Here is a 16,543-nt window from a genome sequence, read left to right on the forward strand (position 1 = left end):
TCACAAAAATGTGTACAAGAGATTGGATTGACCTGATCAGTTAATTTTCCGGATTGGTATAATATACGCCATTAGCAAAGCCGCGGATTCTCCTACTTACCAAAACAGCGCGTGTTGGGAGTCTAAACCTCCAACCTTTCCATATACTAAGCCTCAGCAGAAATACTGGGGCTTTTTTGTATCTGCTGCTTCTACGAAGTAATGTTGGGATAACTAGGCGCTCCTAGCTCACCTGCGTGCTCGAATCTCCGGAGTGCCTACTCATTCCAGCCTTGCCATATTTAAGACTCTAGTCTGCACGTCTCGGCAGAAATGCTAGCGCTTTTTATTCCTGTCATTTTTACAAGTATCACTTGAAGTACCATGTGTTCCTTTAGCTATCTCTATCGAACACTGATTTAGTGCAGCCTTGCTGTATTTAATGACTTAGTTCAAAGCTAAAGCTTTCTGTTCACCACTCATCTAGCTCCGTAGTCCTGTTAATAACTAACGCTATTCTAGCGAGACGTTGAGTCCCGTTATTTTTGTTTCCAGGTGAAAGGTGAAGCCTTTCGATTGAAGCTTATATAACTTGAGAGTGGGTTATTGGGTAGACTAGCGAGTGCGCACAAGAACGAGTTCTCTGTATGACTTAACCTACTTAAAGAGTTCTGGATACCCACAACAAGGCTTTCGACTACTCAAATACTCGCGGTATCAAATATCGATATAATCTCTATGTTCCACGCATACCTTTCAACGATAACTTCAGTGAGGGAATTGGCGAGTTTGACTTTCATTAGGTATAAAAAGGCCACCTAAAGTAGGCGGCCTTGGTTGATCTATTTAGATATTAATCTAGCTCTTTCTCTGCTTGTTTTGCTTTCTCTATCATAGGAGTGATTGTTGAGCCTTGAACTAGAATAGAGAACACAACAACGGCGTATGTCATGACAAGGATTATCTCTTTAACATCGATTGCTTTGTCTTCAATTACCCAGATACCTGAAGGGATTGAAAGTGCCATGGCTAGTGCTAAGCCACCGCGTAAACCACCCCAAGTTAGAATCTTAATCGACCACGGGTTGTAAGTTCTAAAGCGTTTAAATCCGATGTAAGACAAGAAAACACTCAAGTAACGTGCACTTAGCACTAGAGGTACAGCGAACGCCATTAAGATCCAATCTTCTTGGTGGAATTTGAATAACAGCATCGACATACCAATTAGTAGGAATAATACGCCGTTTAAGAATTCATCTATCAATTCCCAGAAATGATCTAAGTGATCTTCACTCTCTTTTGAGAATCCGATAAAGCGAGTCCAGTTACCAATCATGATACCTGAGACCACCATCGCTAATGGGCCTGATACATGTAGAACTTCAGCAAACGCATAACCAGCAGTTGGGATGCCGATGGTTAATAGCAACTCCATCGAGTGGTCATCGGTATTGCTGATTAGGTAGTGGAATACAAGACCTAAAACAAAACCATAGACAATGCCGCCAATCGCCTCTTGAACGAATAGCATGGTCACACTACCGACGGTTGGCGCTTCTGTGCCGAATGCGATAGTAAATAGGGTTACGAAGATAACTAAGCCAAAACCATCGTTGAATAGAGATTCTCCCTCGATTTGAGTAGAGATTCTTCTGGGAGCGTCGAGTTTCTTTACTATTGCTAGCACGGCGATGGGATCGGTTGGAGAGATTAGCGAGCCAAAGAGTAGGCAGTAAATCAGATCAAATTGAATACCGATGAACTGGCAAAACCCGTACAGCACAAAACCGATAAAGAATGTTGAAAACAGCGTAGCACCTAACGCGAGTACTGTTATTTCCCATTTCTGGTCTTTTAGGTTTGGTAATTTGATTCCCAAACCGCCTGCAAATAGTAAGAATCCTAATATCCCTTTTAGAAGGAAATCTTCAAAATTGATACTGGCAACGGTTTCTGAGGCGATGTCAGCCAATTGGAACCAATTGTTTTGTCCCGCAATGATAATTAATAGAGATAACATCATTGAGCCAGCTGTAATGGCGATGGTTGTCTGCATTTTACCAATTTTTGTATTCACGAAAGCAATAAGCATGGCTGCAGCGGACAAGAAGCATAAGGTGTAATAGACCGACATTGGGATTCCAACATGTAACAAAGTATGAATATGAATTTTCGTTGTCTCATGCTCAAATAGCAAACATTTTTTTGTCATGACTCAGTAATCAATTTCCTTTTTTAGACGTCTAGACTCCTTTTTAATGTGTGATAGGATGGAGGGATAATTAAAGGAATGAGGTTGTACCGTGGGAAGTAATGTAAGGCAAAAGATTGACGCTCTGTTGAAGCAACGAATTTTACTGATTGATGGTGGCATGGGCACCATGATTCAGGATTATAAATTGGAAGAGCAAGACTATCGTGGTGAACGCTTTGCTGATTGGCACAGTGACTTGAAGGGCAACAATGACCTTTTAGTTCTTACACAGCCTAAGCTTATCAAAGATATCCATATGGAGTATTTGGAAGCTGGGGCTGACATCCTCGAAACCAATACCTTTAACGCTACAACCATCGCTATGGCCGACTATGATATGGAAAGCCTTAGTGAAGAGATTAACTTTGCTGCTGCCAAGCTTGCTCGTGAAGCAGCTGATGAATGGACTGCAAAGACCCCAGATAAACCTCGCTTCGTCGCGGGTGTATTAGGCCCTACCAACCGAACTTGTTCTATCTCGCCTGATGTAAACGATCCAGGTTACCGTAATGTTAGCTTTGACGAACTGGTTGAAGCCTATTCTGAATCGACTCGCGCGCTCATTAAGGGCGGTTCAGATTTAATTCTTATTGAAACTATCTTTGATACGTTAAACGCGAAAGCGTGTGCCTTTGCCGTTGAATCTGTTTTTGAAGAGGTGGGTATTGCTCTTCCAGTGATGATTTCCGGTACCATCACTGACGCATCAGGTCGTACCCTTTCAGGACAGACGACAGAAGCATTCTACAACGCCCTTCGTCATGTAAAACCAATCTCATTTGGATTGAACTGTGCATTGGGCCCTGATGAACTGCGTGAGTATGTCGGTGAGATGTCTCGTATCTCAGAGTGCAATGTTTCTGCTCACCCTAATGCGGGTTTGCCTAATGCATTTGGTGAGTATGACCTTTCTCCTGAGGATATGGCTGAACATGTTAAAGAGTGGGCTGAAAGTGGCTTCTTGAACCTAATTGGTGGGTGTTGTGGTACTACTCCAGAGCATATCCGTCAAATGGCTGAGGCCGTTGAAGGTGTAACGCCGCGTCAATTGCCAGACTTACCAGTTTCTTGTCGTCTTTCGGGACTAGAGCCACTGACGATAGCTAAAGAATCTTTGTTCGTGAATGTAGGTGAGCGGACCAATGTCACTGGTTCTGCGCGTTTCAAGCGTTTGATCAAAGAAGAGCTTTACGACGAAGCCTTGAGTGTTGCTCGCGAGCAAGTCGAAAATGGCGCTCAGATTATCGATATCAACATGGATGAAGGGATGCTAGACGCCGAGGCGTGTATGGTTAAATTCCTGAATCTATGTGCTTCAGAACCTGAAATCTCGAAAGTACCTGTTATGGTCGATTCTTCTAAGTGGGAAGTTATCGAAGCTGGCCTAAAGTGTATTCAAGGCAAAGGCATCGTTAACTCAATCTCTCTAAAAGAAGGCAAAGAGAAGTTTGTTGAGCAAGCCAAATTAGTTCGTCGTTATGGTGCTGCTGTGATCGTGATGGCGTTTGATGAAGTCGGGCAGGCTGATACTCGAGAGCGTAAAGTCGAAATCTGCACCAATGCCTACAACATTCTTGTTGATGAAGTCGGTTTCCCACCAGAAGATATTATTTTTGACCCGAATATTTTCGCAGTGGCTACTGGTATCGATGAGCATAATAACTATGCGGTTGATTTCATTGAAGCAGTAGGAGACATCAAACGCGATCTCCCGCATGCGATGATCTCTGGCGGTGTGTCGAATGTTTCATTCTCATTCCGTGGTAATAACTACGTCCGTGAGGCTATTCACGCGGTATTCCTATATCACTGTTTTAAAAACGGTATGGATATGGGCATTGTAAACGCTGGTCAGCTGGAAATTTACGATAATGTTCCAGAAGATCTGCGTGATGCTGTTGAAGATGTGGTACTAAACCGTCGTGATGATTCGACTGAAAGATTGCTGGATATGGCGACCGAATACCTAGAGCGTGCTGTTGGTAAGGTTGAAGATAAATCTGCATTAGAGTGGCGAACTTGGCCTGTAGAGAAGCGTTTGGAGCACTCTTTGGTAAAAGGTATCACCGACTTTATTGTTGAAGATACCGAAGAAGCTCGTGTTAATGCCTCTCGTCCTATTGAAGTGATTGAAGGTCCTCTAATGGACGGAATGAACGTTGTTGGTGACCTGTTTGGTGAAGGTAAGATGTTCTTACCACAGGTTGTAAAGTCTGCGCGTGTGATGAAACAGGCGGTTGCCCATTTAGAACCATTCATTAATGCATCCAAAGAAGTGGGCGCAACTAACGGTAAGATTTTGTTAGCGACCGTTAAAGGTGACGTTCACGATATCGGTAAAAATATCGTTGGTGTGGTTTTACAGTGTAATAACTACGAAATTATCGACTTAGGTGTGATGGTTTCTTGCGAGAAGATTCTCAAGGTAGCGAAAGAAGAGAATGTCGACATTATTGGCCTGTCTGGGCTGATTACACCGTCTCTTGATGAAATGGTACATGTTGCTAAAGAAATGGAGAGACAGGGTTTCAAGCTGCCTCTTCTGATTGGCGGTGCAACCACATCTAAAGCTCACACAGCAGTTAAGATTGAGCAGAATTATTCAGAACCTGTTGTATACGTAAATAATGCCTCGCGTGCAGTGGGTGTTTGTACCTCACTACTTTCTGATGAATTGAAACCCGCTTTCGTTGAGAAGCTGGATATCGATTACGATCGCGTTCGAGATCAGCACAATCGTAAGAAGCCTCGTACCAAGCCTGTCACGCTTGAAAGAGCTCGTGCCAATAAAGTTGCTATCGATTGGGATGCGTATACGCCACCGGCACCCGCTAAGCCGGGAGTTCACATCTTCAATGATTTTGATGTGGCAACTTTGCGTCAGTACATCGATTGGACTCCATTCTTTATGACATGGTCATTGGTTGGTAAATACCCTGCAATCCTTGATCATGAAGAAGTGGGTGAAGAGGCAAAACGTTTATTCAAAGATGCTAATGATTTACTGGATCGCGTAGAGAAAGAGAAGCTGCTTGAAGCGCGTGGTATGTGTGCCATGTTCCCAGCGAACAGTGTTGGTGATGATATTGAGGTGTATACCGATGAATCTCGTACCGAAGTTCTAAAAGTTCTACACAATCTTCGTCAACAAACAGAGAAACCAAAAGGCTTTAACTACTGTTTGTCTGATTACATTGCGCCAAAAGAAAGCGGTAAAGCGGATTGGATTGGTGGCTTTGCGGTTACGGGTGGTATTGGTGAGCGAGAGCTGGCTGATGAATACAAAGCGAAAGGCGATGACTACAACGCGATTATGATTCAGGCGGTTGCTGACCGATTGGCTGAGGCGTTCGCGGAATATCTGCATAAAGAAGTGAGAAAGGATATTTGGGGTTACTCGCCAGATGAGAATTTGTCTAACGACGATTTGATTCGAGAGAAATACCAAGGTATTCGTCCAGCTCCAGGTTACCCTGCTTGCCCAGAGCATACAGAGAAAGGTACGTTGTGGGAGCTGATGGACGTTGAAAAGGCAATCGATATGTCATTAACGACAAGCTACGCGATGTGGCCTGGTGCCTCAGTGTCTGGTATGTATTTCTCACACCCTGATGCTAGATACTTTGCTATTGCACAGATTCAACAGGATCAAGTGGATAGCTATGCTGACCGCAAAGGTTGGGACATGTTAGAAGCCGAGAAGTGGTTAGGTCCAAACATTAACTAGTTTGAATCTACGACGAGCTTTGATTCGTATAGTAAAAAATAGAAAGGGTTGCTTAATCGCAACCCTTTTTGTATCTGAGATTTAGTTATTTATCTGTTGGTGATAAACGCATTTTTACTCAAACAATTCTTGGTGAAGTTTCTGAATCGCTAATTTAGAAACAGACTCATTCAGCAGGAAACACAGGTTGTGTGGGCTTGCTCCGTAACAAATCATGCGTAGGTTGAAATCTTCAAGAGTGCCGAATACCTGCTTCGCATAGCCTTTGCTTTCACTCATGTTGTTACCAATAAGAGCAACAAGGCATAGGTCGTGTTCAATATCTACAGAACACAGCTCCTCAAGCTCAATGCGAGCGGCTTCAGGTAACTCAGGGGCACCACCAGAGGTATCCGTTTGATCGAGTGTTAGTGAAACACTGATCTCTGAAGTGGTGATAAGATCGACCGAGATCTTATGTTTAGCAAGGATCTCGAATACCTTTGCCAAAAAGCCATAGGCATGGAACATATTAGCGCTACGTAGCGTAACCATGGTTTGGTTGCAGCGTAGGGCAAGCGCTCTAAATAGAGGAGAGCTCTCAACTTCTTGACGAATCCAAGTACCACCTAACTCTGGCGCTTTAGAAGAGCCGACAAATACCGGTATTTGGTGGCGTAGTGCAGGTACTAGAGTCGATGGGTGCAAGATCTTCGCACCAAAGTTTGCCATTTCCGATGCTTCACTAAAGCTGATCTCTGGGATAGGAGAAGCTTTAGGTGCAATACGAGGGTCAGTGGTGTAGATACCCGGAACATCCGTCCAGATTTCTAGACCAATCGCCTGTACAGATTCGGCAATCAGTGCTGCTGAGTAATCACTGCCACCGCGGCCTAAAGTCGTGGTGTTACCTTCGCTATCAGCGCCGATAAAACCTTGGGTAACGACAACTTGTTGTTGGCAAAGTGGAATCAGTTTCTCTTGCGCTAGAGCGGCAATATCTTCTAGTTGAGGTTCGGCTTTACCAAAATCATCATTAGTACGCATCACATCTCTGATATCAAAGCGAACAGCAGGAGTGCCTCGTTCAGAGATGATCTGAGCCAAGATGTGTGTCGACATCAACTCGCCACATGCGACAAGGTGATCCGTCAGTTTAGTACTTGTTTGGAATGATGCGGCCTCTGCAGCGCTCGCAATGTCATCAAGAATGCTGTGGACTTCTTTTTCGATGCTGATTGGATCTGCGAGTTGGTCAAGAATTGCGTTGTGAATGTCCGCTAATTGCGCCATTAGTTCCTGACGACGAGCTTTGTCTTGAACACCATTTGCTAGTTCAACCAGCAAGTTAGTGACACCAGAGCATGCACTACTCACGACCAGTTTCGTGTTTGAGTTGTTTTCAATAATGGCAGCACAACGGCTCATTGCTTCAAAGTTGGCAACACTTGTTCCACCAAACTTAGCGACATTAAAAGAACCAGCTACATTAGATGCACTCACGATATATCTCCCACGACTTCCTAAAATAAAATTACGGTTGGGTAATCCAACGTCCGATGTTTTTCGAAGAGAGTTTTAGAGCAAAAAGAGAGGAATTATTAGAATAGTAACCTCAGAAGCTCTTCACCATATAGAAATGGCGACAGTTGACGGGATTCAGCCCGCTCAACCGATAATAAAGGTCCTGCATCCTTTTATTATCTCGGCACTGCTCCCCATAAATGTTTTGTATTGGAAATGCGGTTCCACAAAACATCTGCCTGGGCAGTGCTCCTCTTCTGCTAGATAGCCGTTTCATTGAACGTTTTTGTGGTAACAATGTCAATCCGTAACTTGAGATAATTGAAAAATAATTTTAACAATTATGTGACAGTGGTTTGACCTCAATACTTATGGCTAATTGCTGAGGTAATCAATTTGCTTTAGGGTGGATTGTTCACAACATTAACGTAAGGGATGTACATGTCTAATTTACCACTCACTACTGCTATCGATAGCTTTTATCCACCACACCGAACGTTAATGGGACCTGGTCCTTCAGATATCTCACCTCAAGTGTTACAGGCTTTGAGCCGTCCAACCATAGGTCACTTAGATCCGCTGTTTATTGCGATGATGGACGAGCTTAAACAGCTTCTTAAATACGCTTTTCAGACTGAAAACGAATTTACGATTGCCGTTTCTGCACCGGGCAGTGCGGGTATGGAGACCTGTTTTGTTAACTTGATTGAGCCTGGTGAAAAGGTGATTGTTTGTCGTAACGGTGTCTTCGGTGAGCGTATGCGAGAAAACGTGGTGCGTTGTGGTGGCGAAGCCATCCTTGTTGATGACGAATGGGGCAAGCCCGTTTCAGTTGAAAAGGTAGAACAAGCATTGGCAGAAAACCCCGATGCCGTTGCTGTTGCATTTGTGCATGCAGAGACATCAACCGGAGCGTTATCTGATGCTCAAGCTATCTCTGCTGTCGCTCGTCAGTTTGATGCGTTAACGATTGTTGATGCAGTGACATCATTAGGTGGTGTGCCATTGCTGGTTGATGAGTGGCAGCTTGATGCGGTTTATTCTGGCAGCCAAAAGTGTCTGTCTTGTGTGCCAGGGCTATCTCCAGTGACTTTCTCTCAGCGTGCGGTTGATAAAATGAAAGCCCGTAAAGCACCAGTGCAAAGCTGGTTTTTGGATCAAAGTTTAGTATTAGGTTACTGGAGTGGAGAAGGTAAGCGCAGCTACCACCATACCGCACCCGTGAACAGCCTTTATGCTCTGCATGAGTCGCTGGTTTTGTTGAAAAATGAAGGCTTAGATAATGCGTGGTCTCGTCATCATGCGATGCACCAAGAGCTTAAAGAAGGCGTAGAAGCTCTAGGGTTAAAGTTTGTGGTTGATGAAGAGAGCCGCCTGCCGCAGCTTAATGCACTTTATTTCCCAGAAGGAATTGATGAGGCTAAGATCAGAACGCAGCTTTTAGAAGAATATAATCTTGAAATCGGTGCTGGGCTTGGCTCTTTGGCTGGTAAGGCATGGCGTATCGGCCTAATGGGCTATGGTGCTCGTAAAGAGAATGTCGCGCTGTGCTTAAAAGCATTGAGAGATGTCTTAAAGTAACTAGCCTAAAAAGTTCAAAAGAAAGCGCACGAGAGATCGTGCGCTTTTTTGTTTGCTCTAAAAGTAATACTACGAGTTAATATCTCGTAAACTCTCAGCTATTCTGCAGACGAAACGTTATCTTCTGCTTGTGACACTTTCTTATACTGAACCTTTGAAAAGTCTCTGTTAGGGAATAAAAAGTTCGCTTCGCTACGAATTTGCTCTGCTTTACTTTCTTCTCCTAGGCCTTGATACGCCAGAATCAGATTGCTGTAGAAAGCCGGTCTTGGTTTGCTCTTAATGATCTCCAGTGACCAATCGATGTAAGGCTGTATAAGGCTCGGGTCGGCTTTGTAGAGGCCGATATTAAGGTAAGTGCTGTATATATCCCAATCGTAGCGATCTTTCCACACCACTGGGTTCGTTACCTGCTTAAGAATGTCCGGATTTTTCGGCTTAGACAGTTCAAACTTAGTCAGTACATAGTTGGTGTGCAGGGCGCTCAACATATAAAAACTGACCAAAATAGGGAGCACTAAGCTCAACACTCTAAATAGGGTCTTGCTGATGATACTGAACGACTGTTGATAATGTCGGGAAGAGCGCTGATCTACCCAGTAAATCAATATAATGAATGTTATCCAGTGAATCGCCGAGTGGTAAAAAGGATACTCAAGTTGAGAGTGCAAAAGGATTGGGATAAATAACGCGAGCAGGGCTAGACGTGTTCCCTTTGCTGAACTTGTTATGCGTGACATCACCAATATTGCAGCAATCAAGATTCCGATGATTGGTACAATCCCCCCTTCAACTCCCCAAAACAGGAACTCATTGTGCGGGTGATCCATTGAAGGAAGACCTGGATGATAGTTCGAGTTGAGTTGATGTTGGCGAGCTGTATATAGCGTGTATTCAGACTCAAATTTCCCGTAACCATAACCTGTAAATGGCTTTTCGATCATCATATCTAAAGCTTGCGGGAACGTATAAGCGCGCGGGCTTTCTAGGTTCGCTTTCTTGCTAGCGAGGCTATCAGTCGCACTTAGGCTGATCACCGAAAAAGCGACGACGACACCGACGAGCACTGATGCGCACCATCCGTAGAAGCGTTTCTTGGTCGAGAACTTGTATAGATAGGGCAGAATGCAGATAAACCCAATGACAGCGGCCAACCATCCGGTACGTGATGCAATGATGATCAGCAAGGGCACGGTTAAGGTTGGAGTTAAATACAGTAGGAATGATTCGCTGATCTTATGGTTATATTTAGCAGGCTGCCTTGCTAAAAGGTAAGCGGACAGCACAAAACCAGTAGCAAGAAAGCTTGCCATTACATTCGGTTGTTGAAATATCCCATATGGTCGGTTTGCAGCAGTGTTGTAGCCAAATAGGTTGCCAGGTTCTAATAAGAAATATTGCACATAGCCAAATAGTGCTTGTATAACAACAGCAAGTACAATGAACCACAACATACGTTGCTTGTGTTTATTGCTGAACTTAAATTGCTGCAGCACCACAAATAAGGCAAAGCCCGCCCACAATCCAAGCAAGCGTCCTGACGCTCCTTGAGGTGCAGCATTGCTGTATAAAATGGGTAGCGTGAGTATGATGCAGCTAATCAACAAGCCAATTGTTAATTTGGAATACTTGAGTACTCGATTGGTCGCGAGTTGGTAAAAGCCAATCGCTAGCGTGAAGCTTAGCGCTAGCCAAGTGGTAGGGTTAAAGGATAGAACAAGGCCCGAACCACCAGGATTCGGCATAAAAAAATGCATAGCTAACAAGAATACAACAGCTAAAGAAGCCAGAAATGCTTTGTTGAGTGGTAGCTGAGTGACCTGATTTTCTAGCTGAGTACCGCTAGTGTGTATTGTTGCCATAAATCCCTAACCTTATAAAAACAGAGCTTGTTCCTTCTGAAACAAGCTCTGTTACTTTAACATTTTTCTGTCTGCCCGCAGGGCGCTATTTTACACCTACTTCAAATTTAACATAGGCTTAAGGAAGCGAGCAGTGTGTGAACCTTCGACTAACGCCACATCTTCAGGTGTACCCTCTGCAACAATCTCACCACCACCTTGCCCACCTTCTGGGCCAAGATCTAGGATCCAGTCTGCTGTTTTAACGACATCTAGGTTGTGCTCAATCACGACAACTGTATTACCGTGATCACGCAGTCTATGTAATACCGTCAGTAGCTGCTGGATATCGTGGAAATGAAGGCCTGTTGTTGGCTCATCGAGAATGTATAAGGTTTTTCCCGTGTCTCGTTTAGACAGTTCACGCGCTAATTTAACACGCTGAGCTTCACCACCAGATAAGGTTGTAGCTGCTTGCCCTAAGCGAATGTAAGAGAGGCCAACGTCCATTAAAGTTTGCAGTTTACGAGCGATAACAGGTACCGGGTTGAAGTATTCACGAGCATCTTCCACAGTCATCTCTAGAACTTCGTCAATGGTTTTACCTTTGTAGCGGACCTCTAGAGTCTCACGGTTATAGCGCTTACCTTTACACACATCACAAGGCACATACACATCGGGTAAGAAGTGCATCTCTACCTTGATTACGCCGTCTCCCTGACAAGCCTCACAACGACCACCACGAACGTTAAAGCTGAATCGACCTGGCTTGTAACCACGAGAACGTGATTCCTGAGTGCCCGCGAATAGTTCACGAATAGGGGTGAAAATCCCTGTGTAGGTCGCAGGGTTTGATCTTGGTGTACGACCGATAGGGCTTTGATCTATGTCGATTACCTTATCAAAATGTTCTAACCCTTTAATCTTTTTGTGCTTTGCTGGAACTGCAGTCGTGGCACCGTTTAATTGAGTGTGGGCGACTTTAAAGAAGGTATCGTTGATAAGCGTTGATTTACCCGAACCTGATACGCCCGTAATACAACTGAACAAGCCAACAGGAATTGTCGCGGTCACATTCTTTAGGTTGTTCCCCGTTGCGCCAACGATCTCGACGACCTTTTTCTTGTCGATAGGCGTTCTCTTTTCAGGCACTGCAATTTCTTTAGCACCGCTCAGGTATTGGCCTGTCAAAGAGTTCGGGTTTTCGATGATGTCTTGCATGGTACCTTCTGCCACCACGTGACCACCGTGCACCCCTGCTCCTGGACCGATATCGATAACATGGTCAGCACAACGAATTGCATCTTCGTCATGTTCCACAACAAGTACCGTATTACCTAAGTCTCTCAGGTGAATTAAGGTTTGCAATAGACGTTCATTATCGCGCTGGTGGAGACCAATTGATGGCTCATCAAGTACATACATAACGCCAACTAAACCGGCACCGATTTGGCTCGCCAAACGAATACGTTGCGCCTCACCACCAGACAGCGTTTCAGCACTGCGTGATAGGTTAAGGTAGTTCAAACCAACGTTGACTAAGAAATGCAGACGATCATTGATCTCTTTCATCACTTTATCTGCGATCTGCCCACGTTGACCGTCTAGCTTCAATTCTTGGAAAAATTGTAGTGCGTCAGCAATGCTAAGTTCAACGATTTCCGGAAGTGTTGTATCACCAATGAAAACATTGCGAGCTTCTAGTCTCAGGCGAGTGCCATCACAGCTAGAACACGACTTGGTTGAGATGTATTTGGCAAGGTCTTCACGCACCGCGCTAGATTCAGTATCACGGTAACGGCGCTCTAAGGTATTTAAAATGCCCTCAAATGGATGACGCTTAACTCGAATATCACCTCGGTCATTGATGTACTTGAATTCCACTTCAGTTCGACCTGATCCTTTTAGAATGATCTCTTGAGTCTTTTTCGGTAGAGAATTAAATGGCGCATACAGATCAAAACCATAATGTTCTGAAAGCGACGTTAGCATCTGGAAATAGTAGTAGTTCTTTTGATCCCAACCTTTTATCGCACCTTCAGCAATGCTTAGGTTCTCATCTAAAATCACTCGGCTTGGATCAAAATACTGTTGAACACCAAGACCATCACACGTACCACATGCTCCTGCCGGGTTATTAAATGAGAACAGGCGAGGCTCAAGCTCTTGCATGCTGTAACCACATTTAGGACAAGCGAAGTTAGCAGAGAATACGATCTCTTCTTGATCCGTTTCGTCCATCCAGCCGACGACAGCGATACCGCCAGAGAGCTCTAATGTGGTCTCGAATGACTCGGCTAAACGCTGTTGAAGATCAGGACGAACCTTGAATCTGTCTACCACAACTTCAATGGTGTGCTTCTTATGAAGTTCAAGTGCTGGTGGATCGGATAGATCACAGGTTTCACCATCAATTCGGGCTCGGATAAAGCCTTGCGCAGCTAAGTTTTCCAGTGTTTTAACATGCTCACCTTTGCGCTCTTTGACAATCGGTGCCATCAACATCATCTTTGAGCCTTCAGGCAGTTCTAAGACCTTATCGACCATTTGACTGATGGTTTGTGCTGCTAGAGGGATGTTGTGGTCTGGACAGCGAGGTTCGCCTACTCGCGCATACAATAATCTGAGGTAATCATAGACTTCGGTAATGGTACCGACGGTTGAGCGAGGGTTATGTGAAGTCGATTTTTGTTCTATTGAGATAGCTGGAGACAGACCTTCAATATGGTCGACATCAGGCTTTTCCATAAGAGATAGAAATTGACGAGCGTAAGCAGACAGAGATTCAACATAACGACGCTGACCTTCTGCGTAGAGTGTGTCAAACGCAAGTGACGACTTTCCTGAACCCGATAATCCGGTGATGACAGTCAGTTTGTCACGTGGAATGGTTAGGTTGACGTCTTTGAGGTTATGCGTACGAGCGCCTCTAATTTCTATTTTATCCATCTCAATAGACCATGTAATTTTAAGTGGCTAAAGTATTACATAGAGTGAGATTTGTGCAAAGTTTTACTGGATAAAAAAACAGTAAACAAAAAGGGCGACTCAAAGAGTCGCCCTTTCTAAAATCAGTAACGTTAGTGATTAACCAGTCGTTATGCTTCTTTCTTGGTCGAGTGTTTACCTAGCTCGATTTGCTGCTGGTCTTTCTTGTATAGGTTTTCGAAGCAGTAGTTTGTTGCTTCGATATAGCCTTCAACACTACCACAGTCAAAACGTTGGCCTTTAAATTTGTAAGCCAATACACAGCCTGCTTTTGCCTGTTTTAGCAATGCATCAGTGATCTGGATTTCGCCGCCTTTACCTGGTTCTGTCTGCTCGATTAATTCAAAGATATCTGGAGTCAGAATATAACGACCAATGATCGCTAGGTTGCTTGGTGCTGTACCTTGCTCTGGCTTCTCTACCATGTCATCAACTCGGAAAAGGTCATCTTTGATCATTTCGCCAGAGATAACACCGTACTTGTGAGTCTCTTCTTCTGGAACTTCTTGTACAGCAACAATAGAACAGCGGAACTGTTTGTATAGCGCAACCATCTGAGCTAGCACGCCTTGTTGCTCGTTCACACAAAGGTCATCGGCAAGTACAACGGCGAATGGTTCATCACCTACAAGTTCGCGACCCGTCAAGATAGCGTGGCCAAGGCCTTTCATCTCACGTTGACGAATGTAGGTGAAGTTTGCTGCTTCAATCGTTTCACGGATATTAACCAATAGATCTTCTTTATTGGTACCGCTAATCTGGTGTTCAAGCTCGTAGTTTTTATCAAAGTGATCCATGATCGAGTGCTTACCACGTCCAGTAACGATGCACATTCCATCCATACCAGCTTCGATAGCTTCCTCTACACCGTATTCAATCAGAGGTTTGTTTACTACAGGCATCATTTCTTTAGGCATTGACTTGGTTGCAGGTAAAAAACGTGTACCGTAGCCAGCTGCCGGGAAAAGGCACTTTTTGATCATGATAAGACCCTTTATCTATAATAATTATTGATTCAACCTGAGTGGTTGATATTTCTGAGGGCAACTCTAGCATAAGTTATGTCGAAAATTCAGCAACAATAGCCATGGTTTACTAGAGCTTCCCTCAAAATTATCGTCAGACTAAGAGGTGGGTCGATTATGCAAGCAGGTTCTGGTTTGCCCATGCTATCGCTTGAACTCTATTTTTTACCGCAAGCTTACGGAATATTTGATAGAGGTGAGATTTAACCGTGAACTCACTAATAAACAAGTCATCGGCGATTTGTGTGTTTGAAGACCCGGATTGAAGACAGCGAATCACCTGGATCTCACGAATGGTTAAATCAACATTGGTTGGTGTGGTGTTGGTATTGACCATATTGCGATAATAAAACAACAGTTGATTGGTTACCTTCCTTGGCAGCCAGTTATCGCCATCAATGACTTCTTGAAGACCACGAGCAATCTTGTCCTTTTGTTCAGTGTTGTAAAAGAGTCCTTTTAGTACCCCATAGGTAAGAAGCTCTGAGGTTGGAAGTTGCTGGGGGACATTGAATAAAATGATTTCGTGATTTTTCCACATAACAGTCAGGTTAGGACAAATAATCAGTAGTTGTGGTACCTCTCTGTAATCGACGAGCAAGATCCGGTTACTCCGCTTTCTATCAACTAGCATTAATTCGTCGGGTGTCATTTTGTAGAGAACAATAGATAAATGCTTTTCTATCTCTTTTACATGTAGATAGGTATCGTTTGGGTCGATGCACAGAAAGTGTAAAGTGCGAGCGTATCTTGATTTTCTCATTGAAACGTCCTGTTTGAGTGGGATTAGATTCCACGTTGTCATGCAGGCTTTAGCTTCTCTAGCGCCTTGATAGTGACTTGCGTTGAATATCAATTATCAAAGTAAATGAGTGGTTTGTAAGTGGAGAAAAAAGCAACATCGCTCTGAATATCATGATTTGTTACGTTTTTATTCTTTGTAGTGAGGAGAGAATAGGAATGCGATTTATCACTGCAGAAAAGCATGCTATTCTTGTGCGCTAAAATTTTCTGAGACTATGAATTTAGACGGAGCAAATCATGGCTAGCCGTGGAGTTAACAAAGTTATATTAGTGGGTAACCTAGGTAATGACCCTGAAATTCGTTACATGCCAAATGGCGGCGCAGTAGCGAACATTACCATTGCAACGTCAGAGTCATGGCGTGATAAAGCAACTGGCGAGCAGCGTGAAAAAACAGAATGGCACCGTGTTGCTCTGTTTGGCAAGCTTGCGGAAGTTGCTGGTGAGTACCTACGTAAAGGTTCTCAAGTTTACATTGAAGGTCAACTTCAAACACGTAAATGGCAAGATCAAAGCGGTCAAGATCGCTACACAACTGAAGTGGTTGTTCAAGGCTTCAATGGTGTAATGCAAATGCTTGGCGGCCGTGCTCAAGGTGGTGCTCCTGCTCAAGGTGGCATGGGTAACAACCAACAGCAAGGTGGTTGGGGTCAGCCACAGCAGCCACAACAACAGCAACAACAATACAGTGCTCCCGCTCAACAGCAGCCAAAAGCACCTCAACAAGCTCCTCAGCAGGCTCAACCTCAATATAATGAGCCGCCAATGGATTTTGATGATGACATCCCATTTTAGATCCTGTTTTTAATATATTATAAAGACAGTATTAAATTGGAAAAAG

9 protein-coding genes and 1 riboswitch are annotated in these 16,543 nt (G+C 44.0%); of the genes, 3 read left to right on the forward strand and 6 right to left on the reverse strand.

Annotated elements, in window-relative coordinates; all coding sequences use genetic code 11:
• Nucleotides 1-832 precede the first annotated feature (832 nt).
• Complete coding sequence (locus AB6E30_RS00005) at nt 833-2,113, reverse strand: sodium:proton antiporter (RefSeq protein ID WP_017061334.1); 1,281 nt, start codon at nt 2,111-2,113, stop codon at nt 833-835.
• A gap of 169 nt (nt 2,114-2,282) precedes the next feature.
• On the opposite strand from AB6E30_RS00005, the gene metH reads away from it, so the two are divergent.
• The gene (metH, locus tag AB6E30_RS00010) at nt 2,283-5,960 is read left to right on the forward strand and encodes a methionine synthase (RefSeq protein ID WP_017068719.1); all 3,678 of its coding nucleotides are present in this window, start codon (nt 2,283-2,285) and stop codon (nt 5,958-5,960) included.
• Nucleotides 5,961-6,074: 114 nt separating this feature from the next.
• Here the strand turns inward: metH and lysC are convergent, their stop codons facing one another.
• A complete protein-coding gene (gene lysC, locus AB6E30_RS00015; protein WP_136973962.1) occupies nt 6,075-7,442 on the reverse strand; it encodes a lysine-sensitive aspartokinase 3 in 1,368 nt (455 codons plus the stop codon).
• Between the two features lie 108 nt (nt 7,443-7,550).
• A riboswitch (Lysine riboswitch) is annotated at nt 7,551-7,728 on the reverse strand.
• 176 nt (nt 7,729-7,904) lie between these two features.
• Here lysC and AB6E30_RS00020 point away from each other — a divergent pair.
• Nucleotides 7,905-9,044 (forward strand): alanine--glyoxylate aminotransferase family protein, encoded by a 1,140-nt coding sequence (locus AB6E30_RS00020; protein ID WP_372051209.1) that lies wholly within the window; start codon nt 7,905-7,907, stop codon nt 9,042-9,044.
• Between the two features lie 98 nt (nt 9,045-9,142).
• On the opposite strand, the gene AB6E30_RS00025 is transcribed toward AB6E30_RS00020, so the two are convergent.
• The 4 genes from AB6E30_RS00025 to AB6E30_RS00040 all read right to left on the reverse strand — a co-directional run bounded on the left by AB6E30_RS00025 (nt 9,143) and on the right by AB6E30_RS00040 (nt 15,661).
• Complete coding sequence (locus tag AB6E30_RS00025; protein ID WP_372102330.1) at nt 9,143-10,906, reverse strand: PglL family O-oligosaccharyltransferase; 1,764 nt, start codon at nt 10,904-10,906, stop codon at nt 9,143-9,145.
• Nucleotides 10,907-11,002: 96 nt separating this feature from the next.
• On the reverse strand, nt 11,003-13,834 hold the full coding sequence (uvrA, locus tag AB6E30_RS00030) for an excinuclease ABC subunit UvrA (protein WP_017061339.1): 2,832 nt from the start codon (nt 13,832-13,834) through the stop codon (nt 11,003-11,005).
• A 149-nt stretch (nt 13,835-13,983) separates the two neighbouring features.
• A complete protein-coding gene (gene galU, locus AB6E30_RS00035) occupies nt 13,984-14,856 on the reverse strand; it encodes a UTP--glucose-1-phosphate uridylyltransferase GalU (RefSeq protein WP_017061340.1) in 873 nt (290 codons plus the stop codon).
• Nucleotides 14,857-15,013: 157 nt separating this feature from the next.
• Nucleotides 15,014-15,661 (reverse strand): LuxR C-terminal-related transcriptional regulator, encoded by a 648-nt coding sequence (locus AB6E30_RS00040; RefSeq protein WP_029235092.1) that lies wholly within the window; start codon nt 15,659-15,661, stop codon nt 15,014-15,016.
• A gap of 278 nt (nt 15,662-15,939) precedes the next feature.
• On the opposite strand from AB6E30_RS00040, the gene AB6E30_RS00045 reads away from it, so the two are divergent.
• Nucleotides 15,940-16,497 carry a single-stranded DNA-binding protein gene (locus AB6E30_RS00045; RefSeq protein WP_017061342.1) on the forward strand — a complete coding sequence of 186 codons (558 nt, stop codon included), beginning with the start codon at nt 15,940-15,942 and terminating at the stop codon, nt 16,495-16,497.
• The last annotated feature ends 46 nt before the right edge of the window (nt 16,498-16,543 follow it).

Origin of the sequence: Vibrio sp. 10N.247.311.12, from assembly GCF_041467515.1 — a bacterium.
GTDB lineage: Bacteria > Pseudomonadota > Gammaproteobacteria > Enterobacterales > Vibrionaceae > Vibrio > Vibrio crassostreae_C.